This is a genomic window from Mesobacillus jeotgali (genome assembly GCF_014856545.2).
In the GTDB taxonomy this organism is placed as follows: domain Bacteria; phylum Bacillota; class Bacilli; order Bacillales; family Cytobacillaceae; genus Mesobacillus.
Window position 1 is genome coordinate 1,462,539 of record NZ_CP109811.1, and the last position, 20,729, is coordinate 1,483,267.

A 20,729-nucleotide genomic window follows, 5' to 3' on the forward strand; every position below is an offset into this window, starting at 1 on the left:
AAAGGTATGGATATTATGTTTATTGTTATTGGTTTTGTTGTTTTCCTTGTCATCGCTATGATAGCCGTTTTCATCACCAAATATAAAACGGCTGGACCAGACGAGGCCCTGATTGTAACGGGCAGCTTTTTGGGAAGCCGCAATGTGCACACGGATGAATCGAATAATAAAATAAAAATCATCAGGGGCGGCGGTACATTCATCTTCCCTGTATTCCAGCAATCACGTCCATTAAGCCTGCTTTCAAGTAAACTTGAAGTAACCACTCCGGAAGTTTACACAGAGCAAGGAGTGCCAGTAATGGCTGACGGAACGGCAATCATCAAAATTGGCGGCTCTATCAGTGAAATCGCAACTGCAGCCGAGCAGTTCCTTGGAAAAACGAAAGAAGACCGGGAGAATGAGGCGAAGGAAGTTTTAGAAGGGCATTTACGTTCGATTCTCGGATCGATGACTGTAGAAGAAATCTATAAGAACCGTGATAAGTTTTCGCAGGAAGTTCAGCGTGTTGCATCACAGGACCTTGCAAAAATGGGACTTGTCATTGTGTCGTTCACAATCAAGGATGTCCGAGATAAAAATGGTTACCTTGATTCACTTGGTAAACCTCGTATTGCCCAGGTAAAGCGTGACGCCGATATCGCCACTGCTGATGCGGAAAAAGAAACACGCATCAAGAAAGCGGAAGCAGATAAAGAAGCGAAGAAAGCGGAATTTGAACGTGCGACTGAAATTGCTGAAGCCGAAAAGATTAATGGTTTGAAAATGGCAGAATTCCGCCGCGAGCAGGATATTGCCAAAGCACGTGCTGACCAGGCATACGATTTGGAAAACGCCCGTGCTCAGCAAGAGGTAACAGAGCAGGAAATGCAGGTTAAGATCATCGAGCGCCAAAAGCAAATCGAGCTCGAGGAAAAAGAAATTCTGCGCCGTGAGCGCCAGTATGATTCCGAAGTCAAGAAGAAGGCTGACGCTGACCGCTATGCTGTTGAGCAATCCGCAGCAGCCGATAAGGCGAAGCAAATTGCCGAAGCAGATGCGAATAAATACCGTATTGAAGCAATGGCTAAAGCCGAGGCAGAGAAAGTCCGTATGGATGGTCTTGCGAAAGCGGAAGCAGAAAAGGCGAAGGGTGAATCCGAAGCTGAAATCATCCGCCTGAAAGGTCTAGCCGAAGCAGAAGCGAAAGAAAAGATCGCCGAAGCATTTGAACAGTTCGGCCAGGCCGCAATCCTCGATATGATCTTGAAAATGCTTCCTGAATACGCGAAGCAAGTTGCTGCGCCACTTGGCAACATTGATAAGATCACCGTTGTCGATACTGGCGGCAGTGACTCAAACGGCGGAGCAAACAAGGTAACCGGCTATGCGACCAATTTAATGGCAACACTTCAAGAGTCCCTTAAGGCATCATCAGGAATCGATGTGAAAGACCTAATCGAAAACTTCTCAGGAAAAGCGAACGTAAGACACAGTATCGATGCCCTGACAGACGAAATTCGCGAAAACAAGACTGAAAACAGGATTGAAGCTGTGATTAAGCAGGAAGAATAGAATGAAAAAAATCCGTCTGGAGCTTTTGCTCCAGGCGTTTTTTTGGATTTACATTCAAGTGGGCAAATTATAGATTTACGATTGATAATGCCTTCTAAATTATTATGTAACGATTTAAACGGCTTGGAATCTGGAAGTATGCGTGGTTCGCTGCTTTGATTCTAAATAGCCAACAGAAAAAGTTACCTAAATATTCACAAATTAAAAATGCTTTTTGGATTAGAATAAGCTTAAAGAAAGGAAGTGGACTATGTTACTTAAAAAGAGAACTGAATCAAAGGAATTGATAGTACTGCGCTACCTGAACACACGAATGGAGTTGGCCGCAAAGGATAAATTCAATCTTGCGAATTTGGAAAAAGGGTATAGAGGGGAGATTGAATTTGATCGGGTGACTGAAAACCTCTCTGAGGAAAGGTATATAATAGATGACCTGCTACTCCAGTTAAATAATTCATATTTTCAAATTGATAAGGTAATAATCTCTGCGGGCGTCATTCATCTATTGGATGTGAAATATCACGAAGGTGATTATTACTTGGAATCGGATAAATTGTACTCCGTGAAGAGTGGCCGCGAGTTCAAGAATCCAGTCATACAATTAAAGAGAAGCGAGACACTTTTTCGCCAACTGCTTCAAAACCTCAAATTTAATTACCTCGTCCAGGCTTCTGTCGTTTTCAACAACCCTGAATTCACCCTCTACCAAGCCCCAATGGACCTGCCAATCATTTTACCAACCCAGATTAATCGCTTTTTAAGAGAACTAAACGATACTCCTTCAAAGATGGACGAAAGCCATAGATTACTCGCCCAAAAATTGCTTTCATTACATCAGGATAAGAACCCTTTTACCAACCTACCTGAATACAATTATGAACAATTGGAAAAGGGAATGTATTGCAAGGCTTGTGGTTCTTTCAATACTGTGATTAAAAACTATGACTTAGTCTGCGGTAAATGTGGTAAACAGGAAAGGATTGATCAAGCCATTCTACGATTTATCCAAGAAATAAAAGTGCTTTTTCCTGAAATTAAAATCACTACGCAGATTATTTATGAATGGTGCCAAGCAAAAATTAGCAAGAAGACAATAACTAGAGCTTTAAAGAAGAACTATGTATCAACTGGTAGAACTTGTGATACTTATTATGAATAATTCTATAAATCATTTCTGGTCTTATAATTGCATTTTATTACATCAATAATTGTTATTGTACAAGGGTTTGGACAGGTTTCAGACGGAACAATCAGAACCTGACCGAAGTAGCCCTGTGTTCGGACAGTATTCAGGGGGAACGAGCAAAAGCTGTCTGAAGTAGCCCAGTGTTCGGACAGGTTTCAGGCGGAACAAGCAAAAGCTGTCCGAAGTAGCCCAGTGTTCGGACAGGTTTCAGGGGGAATGAGTAAAAGCTATCTGAAGTAGCCCAGTGTTCGGACAGGATTCAGGGGGAACGAGCAAAAGCTATCCGAAGTAGCTCAGTGTTCGGACAGGATTCAGGCAGAACAAGCAAAAGCTGTCCGAAGTAGCCCAGTGTTCGGACAGGATTCAGGGGGAATAAAGCAAAAGCTGTCCGAAGTAGCCTTGTGTTCGGACAGGTTTGAGGCGGAACGAGCAAAAGCTGTCTGAAGTAGCCCTGTGTTCGGACAGGTTTGAGCAGAACAAGCAAAAGCTGTCGAAGTAGCCCTTGTTCGGACAGGTTTGAGGCAGAACAAGCAAAAGCTGTCCGAAGTAGCCCTGTGTTTGGACAGGATTGAGGCGGAACAAGCAAAGCTGTCCGAAGTAGCCCAGTGTTCGGACAGGTTTCAGGCGAAACAAGCAAAGCTGTCCGAAGTAGCCCAGTGTTCGGACAGGATTCAGGGGAACGAGCAAAAGCTGTCCGAAGTAGCCCAGTGTTCGGACAGGTTTCAGGGGAACGAGCAAAGCTGTCCGAAGTAGCCCAGTGTTCGGACAGGATTCAGGCAGAACAGCAAAGCTGTCGAAGTAGCCAGTGTTCGGACAGGTTTCAGGCGGAACAAGCAAAGCTGTCCGAAGTAGCCCAGTGTTTGGACAGGATTAAGGTGGAACAAGCAAAGCTGTCCGAGTAGCCCAGTGTTCTGACAGGTTTCAGGCGGAACAAGCAAAAGCTGTCCGAAGTAGCCCAGTGTTCGGACAGGTTCCAGGCGGAACAAGCAAAAGCTGTCCGAAGTAGCCCAGTGTTCGGACAGGTTTCAGGGGAACGAGCAAAAGCTGTCCGAAGTAGCCCAGTATTCGGACAGGTTAGAGGCAGAACAAGCAAAAGCTGTCCGAAGTAGCCCAGTGTTCGGACAGGTTTCAGGCAGGACAGCAAAAGCTGTCCGAAGTAGCCCAGTATTCGGACAGGTTTGAGGCAGAACAGCAAAGCTGTCCGAAGTAGCCCAGTGTTCGGACAGGATTCAGGGGGAACGAGCCAAAGCCGTCCGAAGTAGGCAAATATTCGGACAGATTTCAGGCAGAACAAGCAAAAGCCGTCCGAAGTAGGCAAATATTCGGACAGATTTGAGGCGGAACAAGCAAAAGCTGTCCAAGTAGCCCTGTGTTCGGACAGGATTCAATCAAAAGATGTTGCATCGTGTTTTTCCAGTTTCGGTACAATAAAACCGCCTGAGCCAACTCCAAGAGCTCAGGCAAAATCAAAAACTATTCTTTTACCTCAGGTTTCAGCCATCCCTGGAAATAACCTTTTGCCTGCGGGTGGCCTGCCTTTTCAAAAATTTTGATCACATCATGCCCAGAGGCGTTTTTATTTGTATACTCGTTGACATATGTCTTCAGAGCTTTATTCACTTTTCCGGCCTTCACTAGATAGTCCAGCTCAGCGTACATATTGTAACCATGTAGATTCATCATAACGATATAATCATTGATGTTTTTAAAGTCGCTTAATGGGCTGCTTAAATACTGGCCTTCTTTTTGGATTCTTGCGATCTCGTCCTGCTGCTTTAGTTGATCTTCAGTGGAGATCTTAGCCATGTATCCTTTCTCGCCCATATACGTTTTCAATGAATAGCTTACGAGACTTTCATTTACCCATGGTTCTTTATAACCCTGGCTTCCGACCAATCCAGAAAGCCATTGGCGGATTACACCATCTGTCATGCTGAGAGAAGTATAGCTGTTATCTGAAAAATTGTAACCAGCAGTGAAGATCATTCCCTGGTAAGCCATTTGCGGGCTGCCTTCTCCAGTCCGGATAATGTCCAGTTCCTTATAAGGTAATGTTGAATTGAAAAACTCCTCAAAATAATCAATCGATTGGCCAGCACCCATTGCGTTCCTGTTTGCTGTTTGCTGTTTGTCAGTCGAGGGGCGGTACCAAACATTCACAAGGGTTTCATTCTGGCTCATGAATCTTTCCGTTTGATAATATTGTGTATCCAATAAGGCGATCGAGAAATCGCGCACACCCTCTATCTTGGCGCTATACTTCTTGCTTTCACCTTTAACTTCTGTTGTCGCATTAGCTTCTTCTGCATTCGAAAGGATCTCGTATTTAGCAGGGGCTTTAATGGTTACATCATAGTCAGCTGTTTCGCTGTAAAAAGGAGTTCCAATAGGTGAATACGGATCAAGATTCCAGCCGTTTTTATCATATACAGCCTGTAGCGGCAGGAAACTGCCAAGCCAAACTGCGGCATAATCATAGCTTGCATTGCTGTAATTCGAGGGGAGCTGGAAGTTAAATTTAATGTCCAGTTCGGCAGTAGACTTGGCTGTCCACTTATCCATTTTAATTTCTAAAATAGTGCCTTCCACTTTAAAATCAGCATTCTGATTATCCACTTTTATGTCTAAAATATCGATCCAGCCAGGTGATGGTGAGGGCCCACGAACGAATTCCCATTCCGGCCCATCAATCGGTTCCTTGAACTGGTTAGGGTACAGATGAAAAAAGATTTTATCCTGTTCGGAACCGGTAGTATTAGTTGTTACAACATGCAGTGTTCCCTGCAATGTTGCTTCAGTATCCAGATAGGTCAAGTCGGCCTTATATTTGACTGGCTCATGCTCCGTGTTGGTAAAGCTGTAGCTAAATAAATCTTTAGCCTCTTTTGGTTCAGTGGATGCACCAACACTTTTTTCCTCTTTGTTCGTTTTTTCATCTGCAAAAAACTCCGCATACGAAAACACACCCGCCCATAGCACGAAAGACACCGTCAATAAGGCGGTGAACACAGGCTTAGGGTATTCTGAGATATGTTCAGAAGCCCTGATTGCGAGATTATCAATGAACCGGTAAACCTTATACCGGAGCAAAAATCCGCGGACCATCCTGAGTTTTTCACGGATAAAGTCACTAACATACTTCTTACTTACATATTCTGTCTCTGGCTGCTCAACAACGCCTATAAGTGAAAAATTTCTGGATAAACGAGTGTCCATTTTGACAGCCTGTTCGTCAGCCTTATTAGCCCTATTCCTTGCCGGAACTCGCCGGCTAAATGATCTTCAATACCTTTTTTCATCCAATTTACAATAATCGCGATAAAAGCAATGATCAAAATCGGGCTGTAGGCCATCCATGGAGCTCTTCTGATCAGCCAGAAGTTTTGCCCCGCCATTCCTGCAAGTTCGTTGGTGATCGTTCTGTATATCAGTCGAGGTGAGTCAGTTAACGCTGTCGGGTGCGGACCGCCCAAATACAATGAAAAAATACCTAGAAACGTTAACAGCTGTAAGATTGTTAGGATTTGCTGTGTAGTTAATAACAACAAATGAGATTGGACATTTGGCCAAACATGCTTTTTCAAGGTGTGAAACTTGCTTCCGCCCATTAGTTTTGAACTTAGAACATAAGGCTGTTGCTCGATTTCATCCATCATATCAAGGATGTAATAATAGACACTTGGAAGACCAATCAGCAGCATGATAATTAATTGATATTCCAAAATGACTATTGCTGAGTATCCGGTTGGTGATGCTGCCACTGGAAGCATCAAGATAATCCCGACAAGCAATTGAGGGATATATCTGAACGGCCAAAAGAAAGCAGTGAAGTACCGTTTAAAGCTCGGGTAGAATAATGTCGTTACAAGCGCCAGTAGTGTACCAATCAAAAGGCGGGCGAGTGTGATGCCCAATATTGCGCCAAGAGTATATTTCACTCCAACAAGAACAAGGTTAACCATGCTTCGTGCACCCAAATCTGTCCCGAGCGGGAAGATTAACGACGGGGGAGCAGGCGGAGCAGCGACAAAGTTTCCATCCTCATCGAAAATAAGCGGTTCATTGCTTTCAGGCATCAGTTCTGTATTCCAGCTAATCAGGAACAATGTTACAAGTATCGCCGAACCAACCAGCATATTCCGATGTTTATGATTATTGATATAGTTAAATATTTTTACGATTATCTTCAGGACAGATTTCAGAAAAAGAAACAATCCCCTTCGTGCTTGTTGGGGACTCAGTTCTTTTGTCTCCTCGACAATCCTGGTTAGGCCATCGCTTGCTTTCGTGACAATCGACGATACCGCAGACGTGAAAATACACTTAATCCTTTTCATATATCCATCCCCCGGACACTTCCAAACTTTTTGCCAATCAACCAAACAAATCTCTCCACTAGAACGACAGGAAGCATGAAAACTCCTACATAAAAGAAGATATTCACAGGAGAAGTACTATGAATCTGCAGCAGTTTATTAAGCTCCTGAATGTACCCATCAAGAACAAACATGTGTTCAACGAGTACCAGGTTTGTCAAAACCATAAAAATGATGGTCTTGAAGTGGATGGAGACTACCGGCACGATATTCCGGGTTAAATGTGAAAAAAGAAGCTGCAGCTTAGATAACCCTTTTGCCTGGCCTAAAAGGATGTATTGCTTTTCGAATTCTTCTTCCATGACCTTGATCAGGTATTGAGCAAAAAATAAGGAGGGAAGGAGAGAATTAATGATCATCGGGAAGATAATCGGCTCTTTGCCTGCCAGTCCGTACATAGTGACAAGGCGAATATTGAACTCCCTGTTGAGCATGAACAAAAACATCTGCATCATGAAAATAACCAGCAAATCCGGAATTCCCTCAAAGAAATTCAGGATATTCTTCGCTCTGATTCGCTGTTTATGAGGAAGATTCATAAATAGATAGGCGATCACACTTCCAATAAAAATAGTGAACAACAGACTAAAGAAAATAAGTTCAAGAGAATATGTATAGCGGTCAATAACTGTTTCCGTGTTCCAGCTTTCGAAAAATTGCCAGCTTTCTCGCTTGAAAAATTGTAAGGCAGTAGCTTCAATTGCTTTTAAGAAGCCGGATAATTGGAAACCAAGATGTGTACTCCCTGATGCACGGAAGTCAAATAGCCGGGGAAATGCCATGAAAAATATAAGACCCGAAATGGAGGTCAAAAATAAAAATGGGTAATGAATGATCTTTTTCATACTTTCTCCTTTGGGAAATTTTTCTTTTAACTTTGACGTAGCTAAGGTATGAAAGGTTGCAAAATTTTAGAAATAATTTATTAATAATTTTGTGATAATTGAAAAAATAATGTAATATAGAATATAATAAACCGACTGGATAGTTTATTTAAATGTGAAGGCAGCCAAGACGATTCAACAGGAAGCCGACTTTTTTATAAAATCAATCCATTTGGTAAAACGCATGAAAAAGGGGGAAATGGCATGGAACAAAAGGTAGTGAACCAATCCATCATGTCTGCGCTCGAAAAGTTCAACGAATTAGATGAAAAGATCTCACATTTTAATAGTATTTTAGGTTTGTTAAGCTGGGACCAAAAAGTGATTTCACCAAAAAAAGGACGTTCCATATTTGCAAATGCGAACGGAACACTTAGAACGGAAGCGTTCAAGCTGACTGTTTCTGAGGAAATGGGGGAGCTGCTTAGCACACTCACTACACCGGAAGCAGAGGAGCAACTAGAGGAAGCCTCAAAAGCCAAGGTTCGTGAACGGCTGAAATTTTACAACCGTTCAAAGAGTATACCGGCTGAAATGATTAAAGATTTCTCAGTGCTTACATCAAAAGCAAATGATGCCTGGGAAGAGGCCAGGGAGAATAATGATTTTGATAGATATCTTCCATACCTTGAGAAGATTGTAGAGTTTAAGAGGAAAGCTGTTGAAATTTACGGTTATGAAAACCATCCATATGATGCGCTCCTCGATGAATTTGAGCCTGGCCTTACAGTTGAAAAGCTCGATCCATTGTTTGTTAAATTAAGAGAATCTAGCTCTGATTTACTTAGAAGGATTCAAGAGTCATCATACAAGCCGCCAGTAGAAATATTTGAACAGGCCTATTCAGTAGAAAAGCAAAAAGAATTCAATCGTTACATTCTGCCGCTGATCGGCTTCGATATGGAAGCTGGGAGGCTGGATGAAACGGTCCATCCTTTTGCGCAAACTGTGAATACGGGAGATGTAAGGATTACGACGAGATACCTTGAAAATAATGTCCGCTCTGCGATTTTCGGAACGATTCATGAAGCAGGACACGGTATTTATGAGCAAAACATCAATCCTGAATTTCAGGATTCAGTCCTTCAGGAAGGGGCTTCTTTTGGCATCCATGAATCCCAGTCACGTTTTCTTGAAAACATGGTGGGACGCAGCGAGGAGTTCTGGAAGTATTTCTATCCAAAGCTGCAGGAACATTTTCCGGAACAACTAGGAAATGTGGAATTGGATGATTTCTATCGTGCCACGAATGCTGTTCAGCCATCCTTCATCCGGGTAGAGGCAGATGAGCTCACTTATAATCTTCATATAATGGTTCGCTATGAAATTGAGAAGGCATTGATTGCCGGGGAAATAGAGGCAAAAGATCTTCCTGGAATCTGGAACGAGAAAATGAATGACTATCTCGGCATTACACCATCAACTGACAGTGAAGGGGTCCTTCAGGATATCCACTGGTCGTTCGGAGGGCTGGGGTACTTCCCGTCATACTCTCTTGGGAATCTGTACGCAGCGCAACTCCTGCACAAAGTGAAGAAAGATTTACCAGGTTTCTATGAAAGTATTGAGCAGGGTAATTTCGCAGTGGTCCAGGACTGGTTACGGGAGAATATCCATCAGTATGGCATGCTGTATACTCCAAATGAACTGATTGTAAAAGCTACTGGCGAAGAATTGAATGCGGATTATCTGGTACAGTACCTGGAAGAGAAATATAGCAAGGTATACAAACTATAATTCCAGTGAGAAAATGGGGTAAAACATATGACGCCAATTGTTTCAGAGGAATATAAGGAAAAGAAGCGTCAGGAAATTTTGCAGAGTGCCCATGTTTGTTTTGCCGAAAAGGGGTTTGAAGCATCTACTGTTGATGATATTGTTGCCCACTCTGGCCTGAGCAAAGGGGCGATTTATAATTACTTCAAAAGTAAGGATGAAATCTATCTTGCCTTGATGGAAGGGCAAACGAATAACTCTGGGAGTGAATTTACAAAAGCGATAGCTGAGCGAAAGACAGCCTTGGATAAGCTCAATTACTTGTTTGAAGCCTACCAGGATAATGATCCGAATGATGAAGAAAATAAGGGCCAAGCAATTGTCCATTTTGAGTTCAGATTGTATTCAACACGGAATCCAAAATTGAAGAAAGTATTGACTGATCGATATAAGGACTTCTTTGTTTCATTGCTTACCCGGATTATCAATGAGGGGCAGATTGCTGGAGAATTCAACAAAGAGCTTGATCCTGGAATATATGCAGACATTTTTTGGGGGATGGTTAGTGGAGTTACCTTGCAGGCAACCATCCTTGAGGATTATCAATATAAGCATATATTAAGGGAAATGCAGACGATGTTCCTGGAAAAATTAAAACTATAATTGATTAAAACCAGTGAGTTAGGTCCTCACTGGTTTTAATTTTGTTTCGGCAGGTACTGAAGCAATGAAATTGACGAAACAGCTACATTACTTCAGCTCTAGCGAATCTTGTGAATATAATGATTTTTCCTTTAGTAGTTTCTTCAGTTTTACCTTGTTTTTTCGACCGGACAGAATGTAAAGGAAATCTCCAGCCAGAATCACTGTATTCCCGGTAGGTGCAATCAGCTTGCCATGGCGGATAATCGCATTCACCAGTGTCCCTTCCGGAAAGGGAATCTCCATCAAGGTTTTTCCGACAATTGCACTATCGCTTTCCATTTCATATTCAATCATCTCAGCATCTGCTTTTCCGAGTGAGATCAGCTCAAGTGACTGCATCGGTGTCGTTTTTTTAGGGCCGTTCAATCCCAGCTTATTGGCCAGCATTGGTATGGTAGCTCCCTGGATCAGCGCACTTGTCAGTACGACGAAGAAGACAACATTGAAAATCTGATGACTGTCTTCGATGCCTGCCAGTAAAGGGAAGGTGGCTAGGATGATAGGCACGGCGCCTTTCAGTCCAGCCCAAGAAAGGAAAATGCGCTCCTTTTGGGAATAATCCATTTTTATTGTCGACAAAAATACAGCAACAGGTCTTGCCACCAGCATCAGAATCAGAGATATCAGTATGCCCTGAATCAAAATAGCCGGTTTGAAAAGCTCTGATGGAAATACAAGCAGTCCAAGTATGACAAACATAAGAATCTGCATCATCCAGGCGAAACCTTCGGAAAAACGGAAAATAGAATGGCGATACGCGATTTCAGCGTTACCAATGATAATTGCCGCAATATATACAGCCAAAAGACCGCTCCCATTCATGAAAGTAGTAACCCCATAAGTAAGCAATGCAAATGCGGTGGCGAAAACTGGATAAAGCCCACTGGAGTCAAGGTTTATTGAATTCAATGCTTTAACAGCGACCTTTCCAAAAATAACACCCAGAATCAGGCCCAACCCCATTTGCAAAAAGAAGTCCCCGATCAACTTGAGGATACTTGCATCAGGTACAGTTATGAGTTCAATCATTGCTACGGTTAAAAAAACTGCCATCGGATCATTCGATCCTGATTCTGCTTCAAGAGTAGAACCAAGTTTTGAAGATATATTATGACCTTTTAGAACTGCAAAAACAGCAGCGGCATCAGTAGAACCAACAATTGCTCCAAATAATATGGCTTCTAGCCAATCAAGGCCCAAAATCATTTTCGCAGCACCTGCAATGATTCCAGAGGTTATTAACACTCCAACCGTTGCAAGAGATAATGAAGGGATAATTACTGGCCTGACGTCTTTCAAATTTGTTTGGAGGCCGCCTTCAAACAGGATGATGACGAGGGCGATAACACCGACCATCTGTGCCATGGCTGCATTATCAAAATAAATGATGCCAAGAACATCGCTGCCCATGACAATCCCGACCATGATAAAGAAAATAAGGGAGGGAACTCCAAGTCTGGTTGAAAATCTGGTTGTCAATACCCCGACAATGAATAAAAAAGCTAGAAGAAGGATGAATGAGTCTGTGCTAATAACATGTTCTGCCAATAAAAACTCCCCCTTTATAAATTGATATCAATCTTAACCGGAACCGTTTCCTGGTCAATTCCAATGAAATGCTTTGTTTCTGATGGAGAGGCATGCTGAAGTCTTTTTTGGATCAGTGAAATCGCAACGCCCTGGGAGTAGGCGTGGTAGCCAAATGTTTTCCTGAGGGTGGTCATTCCGACCGGCTCATCAATACCGGCACTTTTTGCTGCTGTATTAATGATCCTGTATGCTTGTTGCCTTGTAAGTGGATTGGCAGTTTTTCTGGATTTAAAAAGATAGTCTGTATCAATAAAAGAATTTTGATTTAAGTAATTTTTTAGGGACCGCCGTATGGAGGCATTTAAGTAAACAGGAGGATTGTTATAAGAAGGGATGGTAAGAAACTCTAGTATTTCACCATCCTTGCTGCAGACATCATGGACACGCAGGCATAGTAATTCCGGAAGTTTAATTCCAGTATTGATTCCAAGCAAAAACAAACAGTAATCCCTGGCCGAATGGTTTTCTAGGAAATTTTTCATCAGCGTAATTTTCTCTTTGGATTTAATTGCGTTTACCGTTTTCATTGAATCACTTCCTTAGGTAACTTAATTATATCTTAAATCTGATTTTGTAACATACAAAATGCTTGTGAATTTTTTGTTAAGCTTCATACAAATGTTATAATGAACAGAATCGAAAAAATTTAGGACTAATCTGGAGGCAATTATGCTGACTTTTGAACAAAAACTTGCAATCATTGAATCATTTTCTGAATTAGAACGAAAAAATGTCTCTTTAGGCCGTGTGAACTTTCAATTTGCCGAAAGCATTTATGAAAAGAAAAATGTAGTGTATCATCTTCATCCTAATGGAAATGGTTTTGTCTATGGAGAGTTTTTAGATGGTTATGACGCTGATCCCAAAGGGCTGGTGAATATCCGTGATTTTACTGCGGAAGAACTTAAATCAATCATTAAAAAATCAATAGATTCCCTATCAGCCGACAGTACCGTTGAAGCAGCCATAATAGAGGACAATGAAGAGGAACGCTGGATCAATTCAGAAAATCATACACTGATTCTTGTTCATGAAGATGACATGTGGAATGTGTATGCTGGCCTGAATCTTGATGGTACATTCCTCTCTTACAATGAGGCTAAACAATATTTAGAAGAAGAAGGATTCAGGAAAAGATAAAAAGGATGCCGGCGGGCATCCTTTTATTATTCAATCGTTTTTCCCTTTGGTAAGGATTATAATTTGAAATTCCCTGTCAATTTTTCTAACTCTGTTGCTGTCCGCTGGAGGATTTTTGTCGTCTCATTTACATTCTCTGCGATTCTGAGCTGGTCCTGTGTGGACTGGTCTGTCTGACCGGTACCTGCTGCAATCTGCTGGGAGGCCTGCGAGACTGTATCAAGCGAGTTGGTTATTTGTTCAATTGCGATGACCTGCTGTTCAATGGCAGATGCGATATTATTGGAGTTATCCTCGATCTCCAAGGTTGTTTCATATATTTGATGTAATGTATTTTTTGCGTTCGCAGAAAGGTCTTTATTATATTGGACTGCTTCTCTCGTTTTTGAGATGTAGTCTACTGCAGTGCGGGTGTTTTGGACATTCTCGTTCACAATGGAAATGATCGTGGAAGCTGATTTCGCGCTTTCCTCAGCAAGCTTCCGGACCTCGTTTGCGACAACAGCAAATCCCTTGCCATGTTCTCCGGCCCTGGCAGCTTCAATAGCAGCATTCAATGCCAACAGGTTTGTTTGATCAGAGATGGTATTGATGATTTTAACGAATTGTGTGATTTTGTCTGATTGCTTTTCAAGAACCGTAATTATTTCAGCCAGCTGATTTGTATTTTCGTCTACGGCTTCTAGTCCTTCAAGCATCTCATCGATTCTGACGGTTCCTTCCTTGGAGGTGACCGTTGAATTTTTAGCGATGTAGCTTGCCTGCTGTGCAGATGCGTTGATTTCTTCGATGCCTGCATTGATTTCTTCTAATGTCGCCTGCATCTCCTCAATATTTGCGTTCTGTTCCTGTGTGCTTGCTGCTGCCTGCTGGTTAGCTGCAGTCAATTCCCTGATTGCTTCGACAGAACTGGAGGCTATCTTGGATAATCCAACTGTTTCACTTGAAACTTCCCTTGAGCTTGTTTGCACCTGTGAAACGAGGGTTCTAAGTGAGCCAGTCATTGTATTGATACTATCAGCCAATGCTCCGATTTCATCTTTAGATTTTACTATAATATCTTCTTGCGACAGGTCACCTTTTGCGATGTTTGCTGTTAAAATCCTGATTTTATTCAGTGGCTTGATGAGCCTGGACACCAGGAGATACATAGCGGCACTTGAGAGGACCAGGATAATAAGAGCGAGGATCCAAATTCCAGCAACCTCTGCATTGATTTTTTTATTTACCTGAGATACATCAAATTCGACTCCATAAAGGGCGATTGTTTTTCCTGCCATATCTGTGATAGGTGCGAAGCCAGTCATTTTTGATCCGTTTTGTGAATTGTATATTTCTGTAGTTGTCCGTTTATTTTCCTTAAAAGCCGCAAGCGCTGCCTGATCAAATTCCTTGCCGCCCGTATAGCTTGAACCATAGGTGAGATCCTTCGTCATCATGGCCGAGCTCATAGTCGGGAGTGAAAGTTTATCGCCTTCCATTGTGACCAAATAAAGATTATGTATCAATGGATTTTCTTTTAGTACTTGGTCCATTTGCTTCTGCATTGAGGTTACACCTGGATTGTTCTTTGAAGGGTTCGCAATAATCGTTTGCGCTTTTCCAGCAGAAATCTGGTCCGACAACAAGCTTGAAATTGTGTTAAGCTCCGCCTCCATCGATTCTAGGTTGCTCGCTCTGATGGTGTATTGAGCATAGATTGTAGTAGCCAATGCGAGGAGGAGCATTGAGATTATGCTTAAAGAAACAATCTTTAGTTTTAGACTCATATTCCTGTTGGAATTTTTTTGCTTGAATTTTTTTCTGTTCTTGCTGTTTTTTTTGTCAGTTTTCGTTTTCTTCTTGAAAAGCAATTTGTCCACTCCCTCTGATCTTCTAGGCGAAATGTTTTTCTGAGAACAACCGGTATTCTTCATTATCGTTCTCATATTATTGTTATTTTCGGCAACTTTCGAAAATAGTTAAGAAAAAAGGACTATATTAGTCGGAATTTTTCCATTGACAAATATCCAGTAATTTCCTATATTTAAAGTAATAACATATTCTCTTTTTAAAGGGGAGTAGCTGTTACAATGAAGTCGTCATTCCCGAGATGTAAGTCTCCGGCTTTATTGGCAACGTTGACGTTGTTAGCCAGACCTTTGCCGTGGTGATAAAGGTCTTTTTATATGTAGTTTCAGGCCTTTACTATGACGGTAAGGGTCTTTTCTTTTGACCATGCGAAGGGGTATTTGGTTGACCAATCAATGGTTAGGAGGAAAAGACAATGGAACTGACTTTATTACTGGAGTATGGATGGGTACTGCTCGTGCTTGTTGCAATGGAGGGGCTTTTGGCAGCAGATAATGCACTGGTGCTTGCAATCATGGTGAAGCACCTTCCTAAAGACAAACGCAAAAAGGCTTTGTTTTATGGATTGGCAGGGGCATTTGTGTTCCGCTTAACATCACTTTTTGTGATATCCTTCCTCGTTGATGTATGGCAAGCTCAGGCAATTGGAGCGTTATATCTGCTGTTCATTTCTGTAAATCATATCATCAGAAAACGTGCCATCAGGGACAATACAGAAAATCAAGAGCAGTTACCGACAAAAGAAAGTAAGGACAAAAGCGGCTTTTGGATGACAGTCTTTAAAGTTGAGGTTGCTGACATTGCTTTTGCCGTTGATTCCATTCTGGCAGCAGTAGCACTGGCTGTAGTATTGCCGGAAACTCCTCTTCCAGACATCGGAGGGATGGACGGGGGACAATTCCTCGTCATCTTTGCCGGCGGGATGATTGGTCTGATCATCATGCGATTTGCTGCTAATATGTTTGTGAATTTGCTTGAAAGAAGGCCAGGTCTGGAAATCGCCGCGTTTGCGATAGTGGGCTGGGTGGGGGTAAAACTGGCTATTTTAACATTGTCCCACCCTGCCTTAGGCATCTTGAATCCTGAGTTTGCCCATTCAACAGAATGGAAACTAACCTTCTATGCAGTGCTTGCAGGAATTGCTGCGGCAGGCTGGTTCCTGTCCAATGATAAAACTGCAGAAACTGTCAAAAAGGTATCATAGTGACATCTGGTCTGAAGTATGATTCATCTGTGTCGAAGTGCAGATGGGTTGTACTTCTTTTCTTGTACCATTGGCGATTGATGGAAGTGTAATACTGAAAGTAATATGTGCTCGAAAAAGCAATAATCGATATAAAAAAGCTTGTTCTTTGATAATCTTCGCCCGATTACCAATAATAAGGGCGGAGTGATTCACGTTTTTCCTTCATAATGCGTTAGCTGTTTAGTATAAGGGTATAATTTAAAAAATGGACAAAAGGTGCAGAAGGGACATATCTTTGCCCATCAATCCATTTTTCAAGGAGTAAATGTTTTCTAGGAGGTGACTGCCTTACAGATGTAGGGCTTACCCATTGGTTATTACTAACTTGCTATTAGTTGTTTTATTGATCGCATTAACTGGTTTTTTCGTGGCGACAGAGTTTGCCATCGTTAAAGTCAGGAGCTCAAGAATAGATCAGCTGATCTCAGAAGGAAGGAAAGGAGCGCAATCTGCAAAGCATGTCGTCACTCATCTCGATGAATATCTATCGGCCTGCCAGCTCGGCATTACGATTACAGCTTTGGGCCTTGGGTGGCTTGGAGAGCCGACGGTTGAAGAAATGCTCCATCCTGTTTTTGAGAATTTTCATTTGAATCCGTCATTATCTGGTATATTATCGTTCGGAATCGCCTTTGTTTCAATTACTTTCTTGCATGTTGTAGTAGGGGAACTGGCTCCAAAAACGGTTGCCATCCAAAAAGCTGAAGCCATTACTCTCGCTTTTTCGAAACCAATTATCTGGTTTTATAAGATTATGTACCCTTTTATTTGGTTATTGAATGGTTCAGCCAGGCTGCTTGTAGGTCTGTTTGGTTTAAAGTCTGCTTCTGAGCATGAAATTGCCCACTCTGAAGAAGAGCTTCGAATTCTTTTATCAGAGAGTTATGAAAGCGGTGAAATCAATCAAAACGAACTGAACTATGTGAATAATATTTTTGAGTTCGATGAGCGAATTGCCAAAGAAATTATGGTGCCGCGAACGGAAATCGTCACATTCGATATATCCGATGAAATTGAAACGATTATTGATGTGATTCAGAAGGAAAAATATACACGTTACCCGGTGATTGATGGAGAGAAAGATAATATTGTCGGGATGATCAATATCAAGGAGATCCTGACTGCAAAATTAACACAAAAGGATCTCAAGAAAGAATCAATTCTGTCTTCATTTATTAAACCAGTCATTCGAGTAATTGAAACAATCCCTATCCACGATTTGCTCGTCAAAATGCAGAAAGAACGGATCCATATGGCCATATTGATTGATGAATATGGCGGAACCTCTGGACTGGTCACTGTTGAGGATATTATAGAAGAAATTGTTGGAGATATCCGTGATGAGTTTGATGTAGATGAAATCGCGGAAATCAGAAAAGTAAATGAAAATCATTATTTGTTCAGTTCCAGAGTACTGATAGATGAAGTAAATGACCTGCTGGGTATCCATATATCAGAAGAAGATGTAGATACTATAGGCGGTTGGTTCATGACTAAGAACATTGATGCCAAAATTGGAGATGAAATAGAAGAAGAAGGCTATGTTTTCAAGATTATCGAAATTGACGAATACCATATTGCCTACTTAGAGGTCATGAAAATTGATGAAAACGAAAAGCCGGACTGATTCCGGCTTTTTTCTTTTGTCTGAAAAACTGTGGCTAATATTGGCAAGTCCCAGATAGTTTGAATACATGTCCATGCCGGGTAAGAATACACTACCGGTGCAACCGGATGAATCATACATTTGAATGGAGGAATTAAAAATGGCTAAAAAAGTAGTTGGAGTTTATGATAATCAAACAGAACTAATTGAAGCAATTGAAGAATACAAAAACAAGGGCTATGCCGTTCAAGATTTCTCAATCATTGGTGATACAAATGATGTTACCACTGCACTTGAAAGCAGAACGGGTGTAACGACTGAAAATATTGGTACAGATACTGACGACCATAAAGAGGGTGGCTTCTGGCAAAGCCTGATGACAGCATTTGACGCAGACAGAAATCTGGGTGGCAATGAGCCATCTATTACCGACCGCCTTGTTGGTGTTGGCTTAACGGACGATGCTGCAAGAGAATATGAAGAGGATGTCCGAAATGGACGCATCATTCTTTTAGCTGAAACGACTGCATCTGGACTTGATGTTGAAGAAACGGGCTATGTTACTGATACATCCGTAACTGGAACTGGTGTTCAAGGGAATTACGAAACAGACAACTATGATCGAAATAACCTGGAAACGGGTCGGTACAATGATGAACAAAGACTGCAATTAAGGGAAGAACAATTGGATGTTTCAAAGGATAGAGTCCAGGCAGGTGAAGTTGAAGTCCATAAGGAAGTAGTAGAGGAGCAGCAGAAGGTTAATATCCCGGTCACACGTGAGGAAGTTTACGTGGAAAGACGTGATGTGAACGAGGCTGTCTCTGGCACTGATGCTGTAATGGATGATGATGAAACAATCCGTGTACCAATCATGGAAGAGAAAGTAGAGGTTACAAAAAAACCGGTTGTTTCTGAAGAGCTTGTCATCGGTAAACGAGAAGTGACAGATACTGAACAAGTTGTGGAAAGTGTAAAGCATGAGGAGGCTCATCTGGAGGCTGATGACGATCGTCTCGTCAATGAAGCAGACCGAGGCCGCAATCGCGATTCACTCAAGAATACGACTGATCTAGACCGTGACGGCTACAATAATCCATCAGGTATGTATCGTGACGGTTATAAGGATAAAAAATAAATTCCGGATAATAAGAAAAGACGCCTTAAAGGCGTCTTTTCTGCGTATTGAGGCGACTGACTGCACGCCACATCGTGCATTTCCATAAAGGAGTGTCTGTCGGCTTACACAATTCAGCTCATCGCTTGATAAATATAACACGTTGACGGTGCATTAGCAAGAAGAAGTTTAATGGTGAATTCTTCTTGTTTCACGTTCAATTCATGCAGGGTAAAAAGGTATTAAGGTATAAAGAATTAGGGAAGAGGTACATCATGAAGAAAAATACATTACTCATCTCATCTCTTATCATTATAATCACCATGCTGGCTGCTTTCAGTATGCTTGATCCTGAAAAAGAGGAAGAAGACAGGCTGGTTTTGGCATTCGGCGATTCCCTCACCTATGGTTATGGAGATCAAAAAGGATCAGGTTATATCGATACGCTGCAGACCAAGTTGAACAGCCAGCATAAAAAGGAGTACAACTTTGATAATGAGGCCATTTATGGTCTTGAATCTACAGGAATCCTTACCCAGCTATCTAATGTCAGTATTAGAGGAAAGCTTGATGAAGCAGACTATTTTATTCTTTTTATCGGGACGAATGACTTGATCAATAGCAATGGCGGGACTTTAGAAAATCTGAAGCATGAAAAAATAGAACAGGGGCAGGACGTTTATTTGCAAAACCTTAATGCGATCCTTAAAATATTGACGGATGGAAACGAGAAAGCGCCCATCCTGCTGCTTGGCCTCTATAATCCATACCCCGACAGCGCAGCAATTGAAGCGGTGATTGATGATTGGAATAAAGAAATAAGGAAAGTATCTAAAAATGAAAAACAGGTCGTTTTCGTTCCAACCAATGACCTGTTCAAAGGGAAAGATAAAAACCAGTATTTTAGTGATTCGCTGCATTTAAATGATAAAGGCTATAAACTGATCACCGACCGCATTTTAGAAAGTTACACGTTCAAATAGAATCTCTGGAAAAGCGGAAAATTGCTTCAATAAAAAAATAATGCCTGGCAACAACATTGCCGGGTTTTTTCTTGGTTTTTTTCAAAAACTTCCATGAAACCAATTATGAAGTAAATTCGTAATATAATAGATTAAAAGAAAAGCTGAAAGGAATTTTTTTGTGAAAAAACAACTGCTTGGCAACGCATCCATCACTTTTCTGCTGATTTTGGCTGCGCTCCTGCTATATTATCAATTCCTCACCAGGCCTGAAATCAATGAAAATGTTCCTTTGCCACAGGACCTGCATCCAGTTGTCCAGAAAAATAAGGATGTGCTGATCCAGAAGGCAGCAGAGAAAGGGATCAGGGTCCTGGTGACCGATGGGTTCCGTAGTTTTGAAGAACAGAACCAATTATATGAAAAGGGAAGATCAATAGAAGGACAAATAGTCACTCACGCGAAAGGCGGGGACTCATATCATAATTTTGGTCTGGCAATAGATTTCGCTTTATTGAATAAACAAGGTAAAGCTCTTTGGGACACCACTTATGATGGAAATGGAAATGGGAAATCTGATTGGATGGAAGTAGTAGACATTGCCAAAGAGCTCGGATTTACATGGGGAGGAGACTGGAAACACTTTAAGGATTATCCGCACCTTGAAATGCGTTTTGACCTGACAATCAATGACTTGAAACGCGGAAAACGCCCACCGGAAGACGCGCTGACAGCATCACAAAATTAGAAAAAGCATCGGGGCCTATTGGGTACCGATGCTTTTAAGGTTACAACG

16 protein-coding genes are annotated in these 20,729 nt (G+C 41.7%); 10 read left to right on the plus strand and 6 right to left on the minus strand.

Annotated elements, in window-relative coordinates; translation table 11 throughout:
* The first annotated feature begins 6 nt into the window (after window positions 1-6).
* Window positions 7-1,554, plus strand: coding sequence for a flotillin lipid rafts scaffold protein FloT (locus FOF60_RS07230; protein ID WP_192472948.1), 1,548 nt, complete (start codon window positions 7-9; stop codon window positions 1,552-1,554).
* Window positions 1,555-1,804: 250 nt separating this feature from the next.
* Window positions 1,805-2,713, plus strand: coding sequence for an NERD domain-containing protein (locus tag FOF60_RS07235; protein WP_192472949.1), 909 nt, complete (start codon window positions 1,805-1,807; stop codon window positions 2,711-2,713).
* A gap of 1,500 nt (window positions 2,714-4,213) precedes the next feature.
* Here the strand turns inward: FOF60_RS07235 and FOF60_RS07240 are convergent.
* Genes FOF60_RS07240 through FOF60_RS07250 form a run of 3 tightly spaced genes read right to left on the minus strand, consistent with a single transcriptional unit; the run spans window position 4,214 to window position 7,961 of the window.
* The gene (locus FOF60_RS07240; RefSeq protein WP_192472950.1) at window positions 4,214-5,956 is read right to left on the minus strand and encodes a gluzincin family metallopeptidase; all 1,743 of its coding nucleotides are present in this window, start codon (window positions 5,954-5,956) and stop codon (window positions 4,214-4,216) included.
* Entirely contained in the window at window positions 5,920-7,077 is a 1,158-nt protein-coding gene (locus FOF60_RS07245; protein WP_192472951.1) for a hypothetical protein, read from the minus strand. The genes FOF60_RS07240 and FOF60_RS07245 overlap by 37 nt, the downstream gene beginning before the upstream one ends.
* Window positions 7,074-7,961: an ABC transporter permease subunit gene (locus tag FOF60_RS07250; RefSeq protein ID WP_192472952.1), complete on the minus strand. Its 888-nt coding sequence runs from the start codon at window positions 7,959-7,961 to the stop codon at window positions 7,074-7,076. Before FOF60_RS07250 ends, FOF60_RS07245 begins: the two co-directional genes overlap by 4 nt.
* Window positions 7,962-8,204: 243 nt before the next feature.
* On the opposite strand from FOF60_RS07250, the gene FOF60_RS07255 reads away from it, so the two are divergent.
* Complete coding sequence (locus tag FOF60_RS07255; RefSeq protein ID WP_192472953.1) at window positions 8,205-9,737, plus strand: carboxypeptidase M32; 1,533 nt, start codon at window positions 8,205-8,207, stop codon at window positions 9,735-9,737.
* Between the two features lie 27 nt (window positions 9,738-9,764).
* Entirely contained in the window at window positions 9,765-10,379 is a 615-nt protein-coding gene (locus FOF60_RS07260) for a TetR/AcrR family transcriptional regulator (RefSeq protein WP_192472954.1), read from the plus strand.
* An 87-nt stretch (window positions 10,380-10,466) separates the two neighbouring features.
* On the opposite strand, the gene FOF60_RS07265 is transcribed toward FOF60_RS07260, so the two are convergent.
* Complete coding sequence (locus FOF60_RS07265; RefSeq protein ID WP_192472955.1) at window positions 10,467-11,969, minus strand: potassium/proton antiporter; 1,503 nt, start codon at window positions 11,967-11,969, stop codon at window positions 10,467-10,469.
* Window positions 11,970-11,983: 14 nt separating this feature from the next.
* Window positions 11,984-12,538 carry a tyrosine-type recombinase/integrase gene (locus FOF60_RS07270; RefSeq protein WP_192472956.1) on the minus strand — a complete coding sequence of 185 codons (555 nt, stop codon included), beginning with the start codon at window positions 12,536-12,538 and terminating at the stop codon, window positions 11,984-11,986.
* 142 nt (window positions 12,539-12,680) lie between these two features.
* Between FOF60_RS07270 and FOF60_RS07275 the strand changes: the two genes are divergently transcribed.
* Window positions 12,681-13,151 carry a hypothetical protein gene (locus tag FOF60_RS07275; protein ID WP_192472957.1) on the plus strand — a complete coding sequence of 157 codons (471 nt, stop codon included), beginning with the start codon at window positions 12,681-12,683 and terminating at the stop codon, window positions 13,149-13,151.
* Between the two features lie 56 nt (window positions 13,152-13,207).
* Here FOF60_RS07275 and FOF60_RS07280 read toward each other — a convergent pair whose 3' ends face one another.
* Window positions 13,208-15,004 carry a methyl-accepting chemotaxis protein gene (locus tag FOF60_RS07280; protein ID WP_264647657.1) on the minus strand — a complete coding sequence of 599 codons (1,797 nt, stop codon included), beginning with the start codon at window positions 15,002-15,004 and terminating at the stop codon, window positions 13,208-13,210.
* Between the two features lie 413 nt (window positions 15,005-15,417).
* On the opposite strand from FOF60_RS07280, the gene FOF60_RS07285 reads away from it, so the two are divergent.
* The 5 genes from FOF60_RS07285 (at window position 15,418) to FOF60_RS07305 (ending at window position 20,681) form a co-directional block, all read left to right on the plus strand.
* The gene (locus FOF60_RS07285; RefSeq protein ID WP_192472959.1) at window positions 15,418-16,206 is read left to right on the plus strand and encodes a TerC family protein; all 789 of its coding nucleotides are present in this window, start codon (window positions 15,418-15,420) and stop codon (window positions 16,204-16,206) included.
* Window positions 16,207-16,558: 352 nt separating this feature from the next.
* A complete protein-coding gene (locus FOF60_RS07290) occupies window positions 16,559-17,875 on the plus strand; it encodes a hemolysin family protein (protein WP_192472960.1) in 1,317 nt (438 codons plus the stop codon).
* 139 nt (window positions 17,876-18,014) lie between these two features.
* Window positions 18,015-18,992: a YsnF/AvaK domain-containing protein gene (locus FOF60_RS07295; protein WP_192472961.1), complete on the plus strand. Its 978-nt coding sequence runs from the start codon at window positions 18,015-18,017 to the stop codon at window positions 18,990-18,992.
* Window positions 18,993-19,246: 254 nt separating this feature from the next.
* On the plus strand, window positions 19,247-19,954 hold the full coding sequence (locus tag FOF60_RS07300; RefSeq protein WP_192472962.1) for a DUF459 domain-containing protein: 708 nt from the start codon (window positions 19,247-19,249) through the stop codon (window positions 19,952-19,954).
* 160 nt (window positions 19,955-20,114) lie between these two features.
* The gene (locus FOF60_RS07305) at window positions 20,115-20,681 is read left to right on the plus strand and encodes a M15 family metallopeptidase (protein WP_192472963.1); all 567 of its coding nucleotides are present in this window, start codon (window positions 20,115-20,117) and stop codon (window positions 20,679-20,681) included.
* Window positions 20,682-20,729: the final 48 nt, after the last annotated feature.